The organism is Streptomyces arenae (assembly GCF_022343545.1).
GTDB classification, from domain to species: Bacteria; Actinomycetota; Actinomycetes; order Streptomycetales; family Streptomycetaceae; genus Streptomyces; species Streptomyces humi.
The window spans coordinates 240,291-259,064 of sequence record NZ_JAKQYH010000018.1; the positions used below are offsets into that span (position 1 = coordinate 240,291).

Genomic DNA, 18,774 nt, shown 5'->3' on the forward strand with positions numbered 1-18,774 from the left:
CGGCGGTTTGCGACGGTGCTCGCTCATCGAACGATTACTCCTCGGGCAGGCGCACCCTTGCGCGCCTGGAAACGGCGGCTGGTTTCCGGTCCCCCCGAAGTACGGATGTGGTCGGTCCTGCATTCACCCGTACTGCACCAGGGACGTCGACGCCCCCCAGGCATCTCTTGGTTCCCGGTGGTCTGCATGCCGCACAGACTACGCACCGCTAAAACCCACCGAGCCCCGAAGTTCACCCCAAATCAGGCAAGTTGCCTCCTACGAAACGGTGATGTGATCCCGTTCACCGTCGCTCCTCTTGTCGCACGAGGGAGGCCGATCTATCGTCATGATGTATCGAGTCGATACATCAGAGCGAGATAAGCGACCTGCGGACGAGTGGAGGCGAACATGAGCCGGCGTTCCGGCATCCTTGAGTTCGCCGTGCTCGGCCTGCTCCGTGAGTCGCCGATGCACGGCTATGAGCTGCGGAAACGGCTCAACACCTCGCTGGGCGTGTTCCGTGCGTTCAGCTACGGAACGCTCTACCCCTGCCTCAAGACGCTGGTCACCAACGGCTGGTTGATCGAGGAACCGGGGAACACCGGCGAGGATCCGCTCGCCGTCCCGCTCTCCGGCCGCCGCGCGAAAATCGTCTACCGGTTGACGGCGGAAGGTAAGGAGCACTTCGAGGAGCTCCTCTCCCAGACCGGCCCCGACGCGTACGAGGACGAACACTTCGCGGCGCGGTTCGCCTTCTTCGGGCAGACCTCGCGCGACGTACGCATGCGCGTGCTGGAGGGCCGCCGCAGCCGGCTGGAGGAACGCCTGGAGAAGATGCGCGCCTCGCTGGCACGCACCCGGGAACGCCTCGACGACTACACGCTTGAGCTCCAGCGCCACGGGATGGAGTCCGTGGAGCGCGAAGTGCGCTGGCTGAACGAGCTCATCGAGAGCGAGCGGGCCGGACGGGACCTGAAGGGGCCCGCCTCCGGGGGGTCCGCTCAGCAGAACACCACCAATGGAACGCCGGGCAACCTGCCCCGGTCCGAGGACACCCCTCGGCCGGATTTGCCTGGCGACACCGCCACGTGAGTCCCGTGCAGGGCCTCACTCGTACACACAGGGAGCAACCGGAATGGGTTCGGTTCGCGTAGCCATCGTCGGCGTGGGCAACTGCGCCGCCTCGCTGGTGCAGGGAGTCGAGTACTACAAGGACGCCGACCCGGCGTCCAAGGTCCCCGGCCTGATGCACGTCCAGTTCGGCGACTACCACGTCAAGGACATCGAGTTCGTCGCCGCGTTCGACGTGGACGCCAAGAAGGTCGGTCTCGACCTGGCGGACGCCATCGGCGCCTCCGAGAACAACACCATCAAGATCTGCGACGTCCCGAACACCGGTGTGAAGGTACGGCGCGGCCACACCCTGGACGGTCTCGGTAAGTACTACCGCGAGACCATCGAGGAGTCCTCGGCCGAGCCCGTGGACGTCGTGAAGATCCTCAAGAAGAAGCAGGTCGACGTTCTCGTCTGCTACCTGCCGGTCGGCTCCGAGGAAGCGGCGAAGTTCTACGCCCAGTGCGCCATCGACGCCAAGGTCGCCTTCGTCAACGCCCTCCCGGTCTTCATCGCCGGCACCAAGGAGTGGGCCGACAAGTTCACCGAGGCCGGTGTCCCGATCGTCGGTGACGACATCAAGTCGCAGGTCGGCGCCACCATCACGCACCGCGTCATGGCGAAGCTCTTCGAGGACCGGGGCGTCGTCCTGGACCGCACGATGCAGCTGAACGTCGGCGGCAACATGGACTTCAAGAACATGCTGGAGCGCGACCGCCTGGAGTCCAAGAAGATCTCCAAGACGCAGGCCGTCACCTCCCAGATCCCCGACCGGGACCTCGGCGAGAAGAACGTCCACATCGGCCCGTCCGACTACGTCGCCTGGCTCGACGACCGCAAGTGGGCCTACGTCCGCCTGGAGGGCCGCGCCTTCGGTGACGTCCCGCTGAACCTGGAGTACAAGCTCGAGGTCTGGGACTCCCCGAACTCCGCGGGTGTCATCATCGATGCCCTGCGCGCCGCGAAGATCGCCAAGGACCGCGGTATCGGCGGCCCGATCCTCTCCGCGTCGAGCTACTTCATGAAGTCCCCGCCGGTCCAGTACTTCGACGACGAGGCCCGCGAGAACGTGGAGAAGTTCATCCGCGGCGACGTCGAGCGGTAGCTCGACCCAGCGCTCAGCGCTGACGTCTCCGTAGCTCGCAAAAAACGCTCCTGCCAGGGCTCCGAGGGTCCCCGGGTCACCAGACCCGGGGACCCTTCCCGTGGGTGCGCCCCCATATGTGAGGCTGTGCCCCATGCCCGTCGTCCCTGACCTGCGTGTCCTGCTGCGCCTGCGGGACTTCCGCCGCCTGCTGGCCGTACGGCTGCTCTCCCAGGGAGCCGACGGCGTCTACCAGGTCGCGCTCGCCGCCTACGTCGTCTTCTCGCCGGAGAAACAGACCTCACCGGGCGCGATCGCCTCGGCCATGGCGGTCCTGCTGCTCCCCTACTCCCTGGTCGGCCCCTTCGCCGGTGTCCTGCTGGACCGCTGGCGCCGCCGCCAGGTCTTCCTCTACGGCAATCTGCTGCGCGCGCTGCTGGCCGCGATCACCGCGGTCCTGATGGCCGGACAGGTGCCCGACTGGCTCTTCTACGTCTCCGCCCTGTGCGTCACGGCCGTCAACCGCTTCGTCCTTTCGGGTCTGTCAGCCGCGCTCCCGCGAGTGGTCGACACCGACCGGCTGGTGCTGGCCAACTCCCTGTCCCCGACCGCCGGCACCCTCGCCGCGACCGCCGGTGGCGGACTGGCCTTCGCCGTTCGGCTCATCGCCTCGGACTCCGACGCGGCGGTGGTGCTGCTGGGCGCCGCCCTGTATCTCTGCGCGGCCCTCGCCTCCCTGACCATGGCACCGGAACTCCTCGGCCCCGACCGGCATCCGGCTCAGCCCAGCCTGGCGGCGGCCGTGCTCACCACCGCACGCGACCTGCGGGAGGCGATACGGCATCTCGCGGCACCCCGGCGACGCGAGGCCGCCTGGGCTCTGTTCACCATGACGGTGATGCGCTTCTGCTACGGCGCGCTGCTCGTCCTGGTGCTGATGCTGTGCCGCTACGCCCTCTCCTCCGACCCGGACGACGGCCTCGCCCTGCTGGGACTGGCGCTGGGCGTCTCCGGTGCCGGCTTCTTCGCGGCCGCCGTGGTGACGCCGGCGGCCGCCGGGCGGCTGGGCGCCGGCCGCTGGATCGTCGTGTGCGCCGCGTCCGCCGCCGTGCTGGAACCCGCGCTGGGCCTCCCGTTCACGACTGTCCCCATGCTCGTCGCCGCCTTCGTGCTGGGACTGATCACCCAGGGAGCGAAGATCGCCACGGACACCATCGTGCAGTCCTCGGTCGAGGACGGCTTCCGCGGCCGCATCTTCTCCGTGTACGACGTCCTCTTCAACGTCGCATTCGTCGGGGCCGCCGGTGTCGCCGCCCTGATGCTGCCACCGGACGGCCGCTCCGCGACCCTCGTCATCACGGTCGCGTTCATCTACGCGGCGGTGGCGGTAGCCATGGCCCGCGCCGAAGCGAAGCAAGGGGCAGAGCGCGAACCGAGGCGGTGAGGAGGAACGGCTCGGGGGCGATGTTTCACGTGAAACATCGCCCCCGTCGCTTCCCGGACGGTTCGTGTTTCACGTGAAACATGACCCCGGGCCGGGCACTCAGCCCTGCTCGGCCCACCACTCCTTGAGGGCGGCCACCGCGTCGTCGTGCTCCATCGGCCCGTGTTCCAGCCTCAGCTCCAGCAGGTGCTTATAGGCCTGACCCACCTCCGGACCGGGGCGGATCCCCAGGATCTCCATGATCTGGTTGCCGTCCAGGTCCGGACGGATCGCGTCGAGCTCCTCCTTCTCCTGGAGCTCGGCGATCCGGTCCTCCAGGCCGTCATAAGCACGGGAGAGCGCCACGGCCTTCCGCTTGTTGCGGGTGGTGCAGTCGGACCGGGTCAGCTTGTGAAGGCGGTCGAGCAGCGGGCCCGCGTCACGGACGTACCGGCGGACCGCCGAGTCCGTCCATTCCCCGGTGCCGTAGCCGTGGAAGCGCAGGTGGAGCTCGACCAGTCGCGAGACGTCCTTCACGAGGTCGTTGGAGTACTTCAACGCGGTCATGCGCTTCTTGGTCATCTTCGCGCCGACCACCTCATGGTGGTGGAACGAGACCCGACCGTCCTGCTCGAAGCGGCGCGTACGCGGCTTCCCGATGTCGTGCAGCAGGGCGGCGAGACGCAGGACGAGGTCGGGGCCGTCCTCCTCCAGCGCCATCGCCTGTTCCAGGACGATCAGCGTGTGGTCGTAGACGTCCTTGTGCCGGTGGTGCTCGTCGCTCTCCAGTCGCAGCGCGGGCAGCTCGGGCAGCACCTGCTCCGCGAGCCCGGTCTCGACGAGCAGCGTCAGCCCCTTGCGGGGGTGGGCGGAGAGGATCAGCTTGTTCAGCTCGTCCCGGACCCGCTCGGCCGAGACGATCTCCAGACGGCCGGCCATGTCCGTCATCGCCGCCACGACCTCGGGGGCCACCTCGAAGTCGAGCTGGGCCGCGAACCGGGCGGCGCGCATCATCCGCAGCGGGTCGTCCGAGAAGGACTCCTCGGGCGTGCCCGGGGTGCGCAGCACCCGTGCGGCAAGGTCCTCCCGGCCCCCGTGGGGATCGATGAACACCTTCTCCGGCAGCGCCACCGCCATCGCGTTGACCGTGAAGTCACGCCGGACGAGATCCTCCTCGATGGAGTCCCCGTACGACACCTCGGGCTTGCGCGAGGTGCGGTCATAGGCCTCGGAGCGGTAAGTGGTCACCTCGATCTGGAAGGACCGGACGGTGTCGCCGACGCGGGCGTCCTTCTGCGCGCCGACCGTGCCGAAGGCGATCCCGACTTCCCAGACGGCGTCCGCCCAGGGCCGGACGATCTTCAGTACGTCCTCGGGGCGGGCGTCGGTGGTGAAGTCCAGGTCGTTGCCGAGCCGGCCCAGCAGCGCGTCCCGGACCGAGCCGCCGACCAGGGCGAGGGAGAACCCGGCCTCCTGGAATCGGCGGGCGAGGTCGTCGGCGACGGGCGCCACCCGCAGCAGCTCGCTCACCGCGCGCTGCTGCGCCTGGCTCAGGGCAGAGGAAGTGTCTTCATTGGCGTTCGGCACAACAGCACAGGGTACGTGCCCCGGGCCGCCCGAAGCGCCTCCATATTCCCGCCGCACTCCCCGCAGAGCGTCCATACACGGTGACGGAGCGGTCCCTTCCATACCGGTGCAAGCACTGCGCTCGCTGCTTACCGGACCCTTTCCGCGATACTGGATATAGGGGACGGGCCGATACTCTTCTCCGATCTTGTGAAGCGGACCGCGGCACTTCAGCTCAGCGCGCCTCGTTACCATGCGTGGACGCACATTCCGACGACCACTGACGACGACGAGGGACGGACGAGCGCGTGGCCGAGGCGGCAGACTTCCAGGGGACGCCCTCACCTGCCCGCCGCTGGCTGCGGCGCACCGGGGCACTGCTCGCGGCCGCGCCTCTGCTGGCCGCACTGATGCAGCTGCCGACCGCGGCCCCGGCCCAGGCGGCCGGGTCGAACGCGGTGTCCGTGGCCCTGGACTCGCTGAGCCCCAGCGCCCCCACCGACGGGGACACCCTGACGGTCTCCGGCACGGTGACCAACAACGGCAAGCAGGCCGTCACGGACGCCCGCGTCGATCTGCGGGTGGGTTCCCTGCTCAGCACCCGGTCGGCGATCGACACGGCCGCCCGGCAGTCCGACGAGCTCCAGTCGGGCCTCGGCACCGAGATCGGCGGCAAGTACAGCGAAAACTTCGACTCGCTGGCCCCGGGCGTCGCCGAGCACTTCAGCATCTCCGTGCCGGTCGACAAGCTCGACCTGGGACAGGACGGCGTGTACCCGTTCGGGGTCACGCTGTCCGGCAAGACGTCGGCACAGCAGTGGGACCAGGTGCTCGGCATCCAGCAGACGTTCCTGCCGTGGCAGTCCTCCGAAGCCGACACGAAGACCAGGACGACGTACCTCTGGCCGCTGATCTCCACCGTCCACATGACGGCGAAGACGGGAGCGGGCGAGCTGCAGACCCCGGTCTTCCTCAACGACGACCTGGCCAAGGAGATCTCGCCCGGCGGCCGGCTGGCCCAGATGCTGGCGCTCGGCAAGGACCTGGACGTCACGTGGGTGCTCGACCCGGATCTGCTGGCCTCCGTGGACGCGATGACCCGCGGCTACCGGATCCAGGGCGCCGGTGACACCACCACGGTCGGCACCCATCAGGCGGTGGCCAAGCAGTTCCTGGCCGACCTGCAGAGCGCGGTGGCCGACAAGGAGGTCGTGGCGCTCCCCTTCGCCGACCCGGACCTCGCCTCCCTCGCCCACAACGGCACCACCGTGACCGGTTCGCTGAGCCACCTCAAGGACGCCACCGACGTCGCGGCCACCACGGTGGAGACCGTGCTCCATGTCACACCGAACACCGACTTCGCCTGGCCCGTGAACGGCGCCGTCGACCCGTCGATCATCAAGGTCGCCACCTCTGCGGGCGCCGACAAGGTGATCGCCCGCAGTGACAGCCTCCAGGAGACCGGAGGGCTGTCCTACACGCCCTCGGCGGCCCGCCCGATCGGCGGTGGCACGACGGCCGTGGTCGCGGACGCCCGGCTGTCCACGGCGTTCGAGGGCGATCTGACGCAGGCCGACGCGGCGACGCTCGCGGTGCAGCGGTTCCTGGCCCAGAGCCTGGCGCTGAACACCCAGACCGACGAGCAGCGCAGCATCGTCGTCGCCCCGCAGCGGACGCCGTCGGCGAGCCAGGCACAGGCGATGGCCACGGCCATCACCGCGCTCCAGGACAGCAACTGGTCGCAGCCCCAGGACCTCACGGCGGCCGCCAAGGACAAGCCCGATCCCGGTGCGACCACGAAGATCCCGTCGTCGTCCGCCTACCCCTCCTCGCTGCGCAGGCAGGAACTGCCCCGGACGGCCTTCGAGCAGATCGCCCGCACCCAGGACAAGCTCGACAACTTCCAGGTGATCCTCAGCAACCAGTCCCGGGTGGTGACCCCGTTCGGACGGGCCATAAACCGGGAGATGTCCACGTCGTGGCGGGGCCGCGGGACCGAGGCGGACAGCTTCCGCACGGGCGTGGAGTCCTGGCTCGACGACCTCATCGGCCAGGTCAAGCTCATCGACAAGTCCGAGACCAAGCTCTCCGGGCGCAGCGCCACCATCCCGGTCACCGTCCAGAACAACCTGGTCCAGGGCGTCGACCACCTCGTCCTGCGACTGACCTCCACGATGCCCACCCGGCTGGAGATCGGGGGCAAGCCCTACTACGAGCAGCGCGTCGAGGTCTCCGGCGGCCACAGCCAGTCCGTGAAGTTCTCCACCTCGGCCAACGCCAACGGCCGGGTCGAGGTCACCGCCCAGCTCTACACCGAGGACGGCCAGGAGTACGGCTCGCCCGTCCGGTTCGACGTGAAGGTCACCGAGGTCACGCCCACCGTGATGCTGGTCATCGGCGGCGGTGTGCTGCTGCTGGTGCTCGCCGGCTTCCGGATGTACACCCACCGCAAGCGGACGGCTACCCGCCAGGCCGAGGACGGCGACGGGCCGGACCCGGCCGGCGAGGACGCCCCGGACACCCCGGAGGACGAGGGCCCCGAGAGCACCGCCGGACCGGGGAACCCCGACACACGGGGCGATCGTCTCCCCGAGGAGTCCGGCCACCGGTCAGGGGCAGACGAGCCGGAGCAGCCGAGTGACCCGACACCGGACACCGCACCGGAAAGCGCCGACCCGTCCGGGACGGGTGAGAGAGTGGACCGTTGAGCGATGTCGTGGCCGGTGTGGCCCGGGACGATGAGGTGGGGTAACCATGAACGCGCCGTACGACGGTGAACGCGGCCAGGGCGCGGCCGGCTCGGGCTACCCCGAGCCACCGCCGGAGCCCGGCCAGGTCCCGCCGCAGCACGCGGCTGACATGTACCTCCAGGACGCCTACGACCAGGACCCCTACCGGGCACAGGACCTCTCCGCCCAGGACCCGGTCGCCGAGGCGCTCTACGACCGTGCCGCCCACCCCCCGCCGCCGCCGGGCACCTACCCCCAGCAGCCGCTCTACGGACAGCCCGCCCAGTCGCCGTACGCCCCCGACCCCCAGGTGTGGGCCCAGACCCCGGCACCGGAGCCGGAGGGCCAGAACCAGTACCTGCCGTACGGCGACAACCCCCGCACGACCCAGTTCGTGGGCGTGGACGACCTGGTCTCGCACTCCGGTGAGGAACGCCACGAGCCGGACGCCTTCGCCCACCTCTTCCGGGACCAGCAGCAGAGCGGCTACCGGGATCCGCAGCAGGGCGGCACACAGCTGCCGTCCGGGCCCGCGTCGGTGCCCGGTCCGGCGGCCGCGCCGGGCGGCCCCGGACCCCAGTACCAGGCGCCGGTCCCTCCGGCCACCGACCAGACCCTGAACCTCGGTGCCGCGCCCGTCGCGGCGGCAGAGGCCCCCGCCCCGGCCCCGGCTTCCGCCGCTCCCGCGAAGAAGGGCGGGAAGGCAGCGGGGCTGCTCAAGTCGAGTGCCGTGATGGCGGCGGGCACCATGGTCTCCCGGCTCACCGGATTCGTCCGCTCCGCGCTGATCGTCTCCGCGCTGGGCTTCGGCCTGCTCGGCGACACCTTCCAGGTCGCCTACCAGCTGCCCACGATGATCTACATCCTGACCGTCGGCGGCGGCCTGAACTCGGTCTTCGTCCCCCAACTGGTACGCGCCATGAAGGAGGACGAGGACGGTGGCGAAGCGTTCGCCAACCGACTGCTGACCCTGGTGATGGTGGCGCTGGGCCTGCTCACCGCGGCCACCATCGCGGGCGCGCCCTTCCTCATCCGCCTGCTGTCCGACTCCGTGGCGAGCGACCCGGCGGCCAACGACGTCAGCATCACCTTCGTCCGCTACTTCCTGCCCTCGATCTTCTTCATGGGCATCCACGTGGTGATGGGGCAGATCCTGAACGCGCGGGGCAAGTTCGGCGCGATGATGTGGACACCGGTCCTCAACAACATCGTCATCATCGTCAGTCTCAGCCTGTTCATCTGGGTGTACGGCACGGCCGCCCACTCCGGCATGAAGGTCACGAGCATCCCGCCGGAGGGCCAGCGACTGCTCGGCATCGGTGTGCTGCTCGGCCTGGTGGTCCAGGCCCTCGCGATGATCCCCTACCTGCACGAGACCGGCTTCCGGATGCGGCTGCGCTTCGACTGGCGGGGCCACGGCCTCGGCAAGGCCGCCACCCTCGCCAAGTGGACCGTGCTGTTCGTCCTCGCCAACCAGGCGGGCGCGCTCGTCGTCTCCCAGCTGTCGACCGCGGCCGGCAAGCACTCCCCGGTCAAGGGCACCGGCCTCACCGCCTACGCCAACGCCCAGCTGATCTGGGGTCTGCCGCAGGCGATCATCACGGTGTCCCTGATGGCCGCCCTCCTGCCGCGGATCTCCCGCTCGGCCGCGGAGAACGACACGGGCGCCGTCCGCGACGACATCTCCCAGGGCCTCAGGACGACCGCGGTCGCGATCGTCCCCATCTCCTTCGGCTTCCTGGCACTCGGCATCCCGATGTGCACGTTGATCTTCGGTTCCGGCGGCACCAACGACGCCACCAACATGGGGTACATGCTGATGGCCTTCGCCCTCGGCCTGATCCCCTACTCGGTGCAGTACGTCGTCCTGCGCGCCTTCTACGCGTACGAGGACACCCGCACCCCCTTCTACAACACGGTGATCGTCGCCGCGGTCAACGCGGGCGCCTCGGTCGCCTGTTACGTTCTGCTCCCGGCCCGCTGGGCGGTGGCCGGCATGGCCGCCTCGTACGGCCTGGCCTACGCGATCGGCGTGGGGGTGGCCTGGCGGCGGCTGCGCAAGCGGCTCGGTGGGGACCTGGACGGCTCCCGCGTGACCCGTACGTACGCCAGGCTCTGCCTCGCCTCCGTGCCGGCGGCAGCCCTCAGTGGTGCGGCCTGCTACGGCATCAGCCACACTCTGGGGCAGGGTGTGATCGGTTCCTTCGCCGCGCTGCTGGTCGGCGGAGCCGTCCTGCTCGGCGTCTTCTACGTGGCCGCGCGGCGCATGCGCATCGAGGAGCTCAACTCCCTCGTGGGTATGGTGCGCGGGCGTCTGGGGCGCTGAGTCAGGGGTAAGCGCACAACCATCGTTCGCCGCCGCGTGTCGTGCATAGCGGGGGACTGTGGGCACAATTGGTTTCGGCGTCGAACAGCGTGCAACGGATGGGGAGGCAGGGAACGACGGTGGCGGAACGGAGCACGGCTGCCGTCGACGTGGCAGACAACAGCGGTGACAAGCCGCTGACCGCCAAGGCGGACCAGTCCACGGCCGACGGGGTGGCCCAGAACCCGGAGCGGGACACGGAAAGCGACGAGGCCCAGGGGAGCGGTACAGCCGCGGACCCCGGGAAGAAGACCTCACCTCCCGAACTGCACAGCGGTCACAAACTCGCCAGACGCTACCGTCTCGAGGAGTGCGTCACCCGTCTGGACGGATTCAGCAGCTGGCGTGCGGTCGACGAGAAACTCCGGCGTGCCGTCGGTGTCCACATCCTGCCCGCGGACCACGCGCGCAGCCGGGCGGTGCTGGCCGCGGCCCGCTCCGCCGCGCTGCTCGGCGATCCCCGGTTCGTGCAGGTACTGGACGCCGTCGAGGAGAACGACCTCGTCTACGTCGTGCACGAGTGGCTGCCCGACGCCACCGAGCTGTCCGCGCTGCTCGCGGCCGGTCCGCTGGAACCGCACGACGCCTACCAGATGGTGAGTCAGATCGCCTCCGCGATGGCGGCGTCGCACCGCGAGGGCCTGGCCCATCTCCGGCTCAATCCGAACGCGGTGCTGCGTACCTCCACCGGCCAGTGGCGCGTCCGCGGGCTCGCCGTGAACGCGGCGCTGCGGGGCATCAGTTCCGATACGCCCCAGCGCACCGACACCGAGGCGATCGGCGCCCTGCTGTACGCGGCGCTGACCCAGCGCTGGCCCTACGAGAGCGACGCCTACGGCCTGGCCGGACTGCCCAAGGACGTCGGCCTGATCGCACCCGACCAGGTGCGCGCCGGAGTCCACCGCGGCCTGTCCGAACTCGCCATGCGCGCTCTGGTCAACGACGGCGCCACCGCATCCCGTCACGAGTCGGCGTGCACCACGCCCGAGGAGCTGGTGAAGGCGATCGGTGAGATGCCCCGCATCCGCCCGCCGGAGCCGACGTTCACGGGACCGCCCGAGTACCAGCGCACCACCTACCAGCAGGGCACCTACGGCCGCCCCACGCCCCCCGGCGCGACGCAGCCCATCCAGCCCCCGCCGCCCCCGCTCCAGAGCCGCACCGGCAAGGCCCTGAAGTGGGCCGTCTCGGCCCTTCTCATCGCCGCCCTGGGCCTGGGCAGTTGGCAGCTCGCGGAAGCCCTGATGGACCAGGGCGACAAGTCCGACGGCAACACCACCACGCAGACGACGGACGACGGCGACAAGAACAGCGCCAGCCCCGCGCCCGTCACCGCGATAAAGATCCAGAACGCCCAGGAGTACGTGGCCGACGGAGGCGCACAGCATCCGGGCGATGTGAAGCTGACCTACGACGGCAGCGCCTCCACCTTCTGGCGGACCAAGAGCTTCACGGACGGACCGGAACTCGCGCCCTACAAGGCCGGCGTGGGCATCGTCTACGACCTCGGCTCGGCCAAGGAACTCGCCACGGGGACCATCTCCCTTCGCTACGCTGGCGATCACACGACGGTCGCGCTGTACGCCGCCGACTCGCTGAGCCCGGGGTCGATCGGCTCGATGACGAAGATCGGCGGTGTCACCACTACCGGCAACACCGCCACGGTGAAGGTCAGCAAGAAGGTGAAGAGCCAGTACGTCCTCGTATGGCTCACCGCCATGCCGTATTCGGGCAACGACTCGAGCGCCTATGCCGGGGCCGGTTACAAGCAGGCCATCACCGAAGTGAAGTTCACGGGCTGACGTTCACCGGGGGCACCGAAGGCGGAGGGGGCAGATGGCGGAAGGCGCCGGATACGGCGGAGTGAGCGACCAGGATCTGCTCGCTCGGCATGTGGAGGGCGACCCCGATGCCTTCGGTGAGATCGTACGGCGGCACCGGGACCGCCTCTGGGCGGTCGCCCTGCGGACCCTGGGGGACCGCGAGGAGGCCGCTGACGCCGTCCAGGACGCCCTGGTGTCCGCCTACCGGGCCGCCCACACCTTCCGGGGCCAGTCGGCCGTCACGACCTGGCTGCACCGGATCACGGTGAACGCCTGCCTGGACCGCGCCCGCAAGGTCGCCTCCCGCAAGACCTCGCCGGTCGACGACACCGAGCGGCTGGAGCAACTGCTGGAGCCGCATGAATCGGCCTCCGCTCCGGCCGAGCGCAACGACCTGCACCGCCAGCTCCTGGAAGCCCTCGGCACGCTGCCGCACGACCAGCGCGCCGCCCTCGTCCTGGTCGACATGCAGGGCTACCCGGTCGCGGAGGCGGCCCGGATCCTCGACGTGCCCACAGGGACGGTGAAGAGCCGCTGCGCTCGCGGCAGAGCCAGACTCCTGCCGCTGCTCACCCATCTCCGGCCGGAAAGCACCGGTGACGAGAACAACCCGGACGCGGCACGGAACCGGGCGGAGGGGACATCCGTCCCACCGGCAGCGGGGCCTCAGAACGGAGACCCACGGAACACCGGGCCGAACGACTCGGCCACAGTGAAGGGCGGAGGTGGACGAGCGTGACGTCGACGACGGACACGACCGGGCACCCGGACGTCTCGGAGATCTCCGATCTCACCGAAGGCCTGCTCCCGCCCGCCCGGACCGCGGAAGTACGACAGCACCTGGACACGTGCGAGCTCTGCGCCGATGTCCATGCCTCGCTCGAGGAGATCCAGAGCTTGCTCGGCGCCATTCCCGGCCCGGTGCGTATGCCGGACGACGTGGCGAGCCGGATCGACGCGGCGCTCGCCGCCGAGGCCCTGCTCAGCGCCACGGCTCCTGAGGCCCATGTTTCACGTGAAACATCGCCCCGTCAGGCGTCGGTCCCCGAGAACCGTCCCGCCGGGCGGCCGAGCGCCTCGACCGGCCCCGGCCGGGGGGACCACAAGGAGCGCAGCCAGAAGGACCGGATGGACCGTGGACGTGGCCGGCGTCGCCGGACCGTCGTCCTCGGCACCGTGTTCACCGCCGCCGTCCTGGGGGCCGGCGCGTTCTTCCTCCAGTCACTCGGAGGCGACGGAACGACGACCGCGCAGGGAACGCCCACCAGCTCCGCGGGGACCTTCTCCAAGGGCACCCTCCAGCAGCAGGTCAACGATCTGCTCGACGCCAAGAAGAACCTGCCACGAGGCTCCCAGAAGCCCTTCGGTGTCGAGTCGCAGCCTTCGGAGTCGGCCACCACGGCCACCCCGTACACCACCCGGATCGACCCCTCGGAGTCGGTACCCGAGTGTGTCCGCCAGGGCATCGGCCAGACCGGCGACGTCATCGGTGCGAAGGAGGGGACGTACCAGGGGAAGAGCGCCTACCTCCTCGTTCTCCCCGACTCCTCCGACGCCTCCCGGGTGACGGCCTTCGTCGTCGACGCCACCTGTGTCGGCAAGGCGCCCGCGTCTCCTGGCAAGGTCCTGCTGACGGAGTCCCTGACCCGCCCCTGAGCTTTCTCCGTCACGGCTCCCGTGCCTTGACGCATCTCTTGTCCCAACGCGGAAATCCGTACGGTGTGGGCTGCCCGTGTGCCCGGACACACCGGGAATGCGGGCCCCGTAGGATCCGTTGGGTGGGGTGAGAGGTTCCGAGGGAAGCTCCCACCGGTCGACTGACACAGACCAGAGACGAGGAATCAAGCCGTGAGCGACGTCCGTAACGTGATCATCATCGGCTCCGGGCCCGCCGGCTACACGGCGGCGCTCTACACCGCGCGCGCGTCGTTGAAACCCCTCGTGTTCGAGGGTGCCGTCACCGCGGGCGGTGCGCTGATGAACACCACCGAGGTGGAGAACTTCCCGGGCTTCCGCGACGGCATCATGGGTCCCGACCTCATGGACAACATGCGGGCGCAGGCCGAGCGCTTCGGCGCCGAGCTGGTTCCGGACGACGTCGTCTCCGTCGACCTGACCGGTGAGATCAAGACCGTCACGGACACCGCCGGCACGGTCCACAAGGCCAAGGCCGTCATCGTCACCACCGGCTCCCAGCACCGCAAGCTCGGCCTGCCCAACGAGGACGCGCTCTCCGGCCGCGGAGTCTCCTGGTGCGCCACCTGTGACGGGTTCTTCTTCAAGGACCAGGACATCGCCGTGATCGGCGGCGGTGACACCGCGATGGAGGAGGCGACCTTCCTCTCCCGGTTCGCCAGGTCCGTGACGATCGTCCATCGCCGGGACACCCTGCGTGCCTCCAAGGCGATGCAGGAGCGCGCCTTCGCCGACCCGAAGATCAAGTTCGCCTGGGACAGCGAGATCGCCGAGGTCCAGGGCGAGCAGAAGCTGGCCGGACTCAAGCTGCGCAACGTCAAGACCGGCGAGCTCTCCGACCTGCCGGTGACCGGCCTGTTCATCGCGATCGGCCACGACCCGCGCACCGAGCTCTTCAAGGGCCAGCTCGACCTCGACGAGGAGGGCTACCTCAAGGTCGCCGCGCCCTCGACGCACACCAACATCACGGGTGTGTTCGCCGCCGGTGACGTGGTCGACCACACCTACCGCCAGGCGATCACCGCGGCCGGCACCGGCTGCTCCGCCGCTCTCGACGCCGAGCGTTTCCTCGCCGCCCTCGCGGACGAGGAGAAGGCCGAGCCCGAGAAGACCACCGTCTGATCATCCCCCTTCCGCCCCACCGCACCATCAAGAAAAAGGAGCCCGCCGTGGCCGGCACCCTGAAGCATGTGACCGACGCCGACTTCGAAGAGGTCGTCCTCAAGAGCGACAAGCCCGTCCTGGTGGACTTCTGGGCCGAGTGGTGCGGCCCGTGCCGCCAGATCGCCCCGTCGCTCGAGGCGATCGCCGCCGAGCACGGCGAGAAGATCGAGATTGTCAAGCTGAACATCGACGAGAACCCGAACACGGCGGCCAAGTACGGCGTCATGTCGATCCCGACCCTGAACGTGTACCAGGGCGGCGAGGTCGCCAAGACCATCGTCGGTGCCAAGCCGAAGGCCGCGCTCGTGCGTGACCTTGAGGTCTTCATCGCCGAGTGATGTTTCACGTGAAACACGAATGGGCCAACCCCTCGGGGTTGGCCCATTCGCTTTGGAGCGGCCGCTTCAGAGCGGCCGGAGCGCCGGTTCCTTCTGTACCGCCCCCAGCAGCCGGTCGAGCGCCAGCTCCACGTCCTCCTTCCAGGAGAGCGTGGTCCGCAGCTCCAACCGCAGCCGGGGATGCACGGGATGCTGACGCACCGTCTTGAAGCCCACGGCGAGCAGATGCTCGGCCGGCAGCAGACAGGCCGGCTCCTGGTAGCGGGCGTCGCCGAACGCCTCGATCGCCTTGAAACCGCGCCGCAGCAGATCCTTGGCGACCGTCTGGACCATCACCCGGCCGAGTCCCTGCCCCTGGTAGCCGGGCATGATGAAGCCGGTGATGAGCTGCACGGCGTCCGGCGAGACCGGGCTCGTGGGAAACGCCGTGGAGCGCGGGACATAGGCCGGCGGGGCGTAGAGCACAAAGCCCACCGGGACGTCGTCGACATAGACCACGCGGCCGCAGGAACCCCAGTCGAGCAGTACGGCGGAGATCCAGGATTCCTTCTCCAGCGCGGGCGTGCCCGCCTTCACCGCTGCTTCGCCGCTGACGGGATCCAGTTCCCAGAAGACGCACGAGCGACAGCGCTGGGGAAGGTCCTGAAGGTTGTCCAGCGTGAGCGGTACGAGCCGACGCCCCATGAAGGCTGTTCCTCGCTTCCTTCGCCCGCGGCGTCGCGAGCGGCTGTCAGAGCGCTGCGTTCCCTGAGGAGACTGCCGACAAATCCTACGGTCGCGCCCAGTCCCAGGCCCGCGCCCACCAGTCCGGTGCGGCTCATCGATCGCATGGCCCCCGCCTCCCACTCAGAGGTGCTGCCAGCTGTCGGATGGATGCGCCATACCGAACGCATCGTATCCACACAGCGATTCCATCGATACCGCCTGAAAGCAAAGAGCGGATCGTGTTCCGGTAGGCACCGGACACGATCCGCTCTCTGAACGACCAGGTCTCGACAGAACGCCGACCGGACGGAAAACACCCGCGAGGGTCAGTCCTCGGGCTCCTCCCCGGTGCCCGCGGTGTCGCCGTCCTGGAGCCCGTGGTGGAGGACCGGCCCCTCGCCCGGGGCGAGCGTGCCGAGGATCCGCTCCAGATCCTCCATCGACGCGAACTCGACGGTGATCTTGCCCTTCTTCTGACCGAGGTCGACCTTCACCCGTGTCTCGAACCGGTCCGAAAGCCGAGTGGCGAGATCGGTCAGCGCCGGAGAGACCCGGGCGCCGGCCCGCGGACCCTTGGCCCGGGTCGTCGTCTGGGGCCGCGAGCCCATCAGGGTCACGATCTCCTCGACGGCCCGCACCGAGAGACCCTCGGCGACGATCCGGTGAGCCAGCCGGTCCTGCTCCTCCGAGTCGTCGACGGAGAGCAGCGCCCGGGCGTGACCGGCCGACAGGACTCCCGCGGCGACCCTGCGCTGAACCGACGGCGACAGCTTCAGGAGCCGCAGCGTGTTGGAGACCTGCGGACGCGAGCGCCCGATCCGGTCGGCCAGCTGGTCATGCGTGCAGTTGAAGTCCTTCAGCAACTGGTCGTAGGCGGCCGCCTCTTCCAGCGGGTTCAGCTGGGCACGGTGAAGGTTCTCCAGCAGCGCGTCCAGCAGGAGCTTCTCGTCGTCCGTCGCCCGGACGATCGCCGGGATCGCCTCCAGGCCGGCCTCACGGCAGGCCCGCCAGCGCCGCTCACCCATGATGAGCTCATAGCGCGCCGGACCCAACTGCCGTACGACCACGGGCTGGAGGAGACCGACCTCCTGGATGGAGGTGACCAGCTCCTGCAGGGCGTCCTCGTCGAACACCTCACGCGGCTGACGCGGGTTCGGGGTGATCTCGTCGAGGGGGATCTCCGCGAAGTGGGCACCCATCGGAGGCGCGAGAGCCTCCGGGGCTGTGCCGAACACCGAGGGCTCCTCGGTCTCCTGCACCACAGGGGGCAGGGTGGTCACCTTGGCGGCCGCGACCCCGCGGTCGGTCAGCCCCGGCGCCGCGGCAGGGGATGCGGCTGCGCCGCCCTCCACCGCGGTCTGCGCGGGGGTACGTTCGGTCGGGGCGGCAGGGATCAGTGCGCCCAGACCACGGCCCAGGCCAATCCTCCGTCGGTCGCTCACTGAATCCCCTCCACCATGTTCGGGTTGGTCCCTGCGCCGATATGGGCCTGCGTCGGGTCATAGCTGACCCCCGCGCCCCTCAGCGCGATCTCTCGTGCCGCCTCAAGATAGGAGAGGGCACCGCTCGATCCAGGATCGTAGGTCAGTACCGTCTGCCCGTAGCTCGGCGCCTCGGAGATACGGACCGAGCGGGGAATGCTCGTCCGCAGCACCTCGTCGCCGAAGTGGCTGCGCACCTCGTCCGCGACCTGGGAAGCGAGACGCGTCCGGCCGTCGTACATGGTGAGCAGGATGGTCGACACATGAAGGTTGGGGTTGAGGTGCCCCCGTACCAGGTCGACATTGCGCAGCAGCTGCCCCAGCCCCTCCAGCGCGTAGTACTCGCACTGGATCGGAATGAGGACCTCGGCGCCCGCGACGAGCGCGTTGACCGTCAGCAGCCCGAGCGAGGGCGGGCAGTCGATGAGGATGTAGTCCAGCGGCTGCTCGTAGGCCAGGATCGCCCGCTGAAGCCGGCTCTCCCGTGCCACCAGGGACACCAGCTCGATCTCCGCACCGGCGAGATCGATCGTGGCGGGAGCGCAGAAGAGACCTTCGACGTCCACCACCGGCTGGACCACCTCGGCCAGCGGCTTGCTCTCGACCAACACATCGTAGATGGACGGAACTTCGGCGTGGTGGTCGATCCCGAGCGCCGTGGAGGCATTGCCCTGAGGGTCGAGGTCGATCACGAGGACGCGACCGCCGTGCAGGGCCAGTGACGCGGCAAGGTTGACGGTGGTCGTCGTCTTGCCCACGCCCCCCTTCTGGTTGGCGACCACGATGACTCTGGTCTGCTCCGGACGTGGCAGACCTTCGCCGGCGCGGCCCAGTGCCTCCACCGCGAGTTGGGCAGCACGACCGATGGGAGTGTCGTCCATCGGAGGCGGTGTTTCACGTGAAACATCCGCCCCCAGCGACTCGGTACGGGGACCGGGGACCGGATCGGTCATCGGTCCCGCGATGTTGGCGTCGGACCGCAAGGATTCACTCTCCTCGACTTCAGGCTCGCAATGAACAGAGCCTCCCATGTCTTCGGGGTCGTGAACCAGTGAGGCCTGTTGTTCTGTGGAGAAATCCACCTCTGTGGACAACTCCGTGCCCCGCGGGGAGGACGGAGTGTCACCAGCGGGGCCCCCTCCCAGGGAACCGAGGGGCTTTCGATCACGCGGTTCGGCCGCAGCGCGACCCCGGCCGATGATGCCGTGCAGCAAGGAACGACGTTTCACGTGAAACACGATGCACAGCCCGCAGGGCCGAAAAGCCGCGACACTCCGTCGGACGTAGGTTTGGCAGCTTGTGTGGA

14 protein-coding genes are annotated in these 18,774 nt (G+C 69.2%); 10 read left to right on the top strand and 4 right to left on the bottom strand.

The annotated features are described in order from the left end of the window. The first annotated feature begins 390 nt into the window (after positions 1-390). The 3 genes from MB828_RS10340 to MB828_RS10350 all read left to right on the top strand — a co-directional run bounded on the left by MB828_RS10340 (position 391) and on the right by MB828_RS10350 (position 3,623). Positions 391-1,074 carry a PadR family transcriptional regulator gene (locus MB828_RS10340; protein WP_133023715.1) on the top strand — a complete coding sequence of 228 codons (684 nt, stop codon included), beginning with the start codon at positions 391-393 and terminating at the stop codon, positions 1,072-1,074. Between the two features lie 43 nt (positions 1,075-1,117). Beyond that, positions 1,118-2,200 (top strand): inositol-3-phosphate synthase, encoded by a 1,083-nt coding sequence (locus MB828_RS10345; protein WP_133023714.1) that lies wholly within the window; start codon positions 1,118-1,120, stop codon positions 2,198-2,200. A gap of 133 nt (positions 2,201-2,333) precedes the next feature. Next, complete coding sequence (locus tag MB828_RS10350) at positions 2,334-3,623, top strand: MFS transporter (RefSeq protein ID WP_301647902.1); 1,290 nt, start codon at positions 2,334-2,336, stop codon at positions 3,621-3,623. A gap of 99 nt (positions 3,624-3,722) precedes the next feature. Here MB828_RS10350 and MB828_RS10355 read toward each other — a convergent pair whose 3' ends face one another. Then, positions 3,723-5,189, bottom strand: coding sequence for a CCA tRNA nucleotidyltransferase (locus tag MB828_RS10355; protein WP_301647903.1), 1,467 nt, complete (start codon positions 5,187-5,189; stop codon positions 3,723-3,725). Positions 5,190-5,476: 287 nt separating this feature from the next. Between MB828_RS10355 and MB828_RS10360 the strand changes: the two genes are divergently transcribed. The 7 genes from MB828_RS10360 (at position 5,477) to trxA (ending at position 15,282) form a co-directional block, all read left to right on the top strand. Further along, positions 5,477-7,876 (top strand): DUF6049 family protein, encoded by a 2,400-nt coding sequence (locus MB828_RS10360; RefSeq protein WP_301647904.1) that lies wholly within the window; start codon positions 5,477-5,479, stop codon positions 7,874-7,876. A gap of 46 nt (positions 7,877-7,922) precedes the next feature. After that, positions 7,923-10,223, top strand: coding sequence for a murein biosynthesis integral membrane protein MurJ (gene murJ, locus MB828_RS10365; protein WP_301647905.1), 2,301 nt, complete (start codon positions 7,923-7,925; stop codon positions 10,221-10,223). A gap of 119 nt (positions 10,224-10,342) precedes the next feature. After that, the gene (locus MB828_RS10370) at positions 10,343-12,064 is read left to right on the top strand and encodes a protein kinase family protein (protein WP_301647906.1); all 1,722 of its coding nucleotides are present in this window, start codon (positions 10,343-10,345) and stop codon (positions 12,062-12,064) included. 34 nt (positions 12,065-12,098) lie between these two features. Continuing rightward, positions 12,099-12,824 carry an RNA polymerase sigma factor SigM gene (gene sigM, locus MB828_RS10375; RefSeq protein WP_301647907.1) on the top strand — a complete coding sequence of 242 codons (726 nt, stop codon included), beginning with the start codon at positions 12,099-12,101 and terminating at the stop codon, positions 12,822-12,824. Further along, the gene (locus tag MB828_RS10380) at positions 12,821-13,741 is read left to right on the top strand and encodes an anti-sigma factor family protein (protein ID WP_301647908.1); all 921 of its coding nucleotides are present in this window, start codon (positions 12,821-12,823) and stop codon (positions 13,739-13,741) included. Before sigM ends, MB828_RS10380 begins: the two co-directional genes overlap by 4 nt. Before the next feature lie 192 nt (positions 13,742-13,933). Next, a complete protein-coding gene (gene trxB, locus MB828_RS10385) occupies positions 13,934-14,902 on the top strand; it encodes a thioredoxin-disulfide reductase (RefSeq protein ID WP_301647909.1) in 969 nt (322 codons plus the stop codon). A 47-nt stretch (positions 14,903-14,949) separates the two neighbouring features. After that, the gene (gene trxA / locus MB828_RS10390) at positions 14,950-15,282 is read left to right on the top strand and encodes a thioredoxin (RefSeq protein ID WP_133023705.1); all 333 of its coding nucleotides are present in this window, start codon (positions 14,950-14,952) and stop codon (positions 15,280-15,282) included. A gap of 66 nt (positions 15,283-15,348) precedes the next feature. Here trxA and MB828_RS10395 read toward each other — a convergent pair whose 3' ends face one another. The 3 genes from MB828_RS10395 to MB828_RS10405 all read right to left on the bottom strand — a co-directional run bounded on the left by MB828_RS10395 (position 15,349) and on the right by MB828_RS10405 (position 18,499). Further along, positions 15,349-15,966 carry a GNAT family N-acetyltransferase gene (locus tag MB828_RS10395; protein WP_301647910.1) on the bottom strand — a complete coding sequence of 206 codons (618 nt, stop codon included), beginning with the start codon at positions 15,964-15,966 and terminating at the stop codon, positions 15,349-15,351. Between the two features lie 347 nt (positions 15,967-16,313). After that, positions 16,314-17,429 carry a ParB/RepB/Spo0J family partition protein gene (locus MB828_RS10400; protein ID WP_301647911.1) on the bottom strand — a complete coding sequence of 372 codons (1,116 nt, stop codon included), beginning with the start codon at positions 17,427-17,429 and terminating at the stop codon, positions 16,314-16,316. Next, positions 17,426-18,499: an AAA family ATPase gene (locus tag MB828_RS10405; protein WP_133023960.1), complete on the bottom strand. Its 1,074-nt coding sequence runs from the start codon at positions 18,497-18,499 to the stop codon at positions 17,426-17,428. Before MB828_RS10405 ends, MB828_RS10400 begins: the two co-directional genes overlap by 4 nt. Positions 18,500-18,774 lie beyond the last annotated feature (275 nt).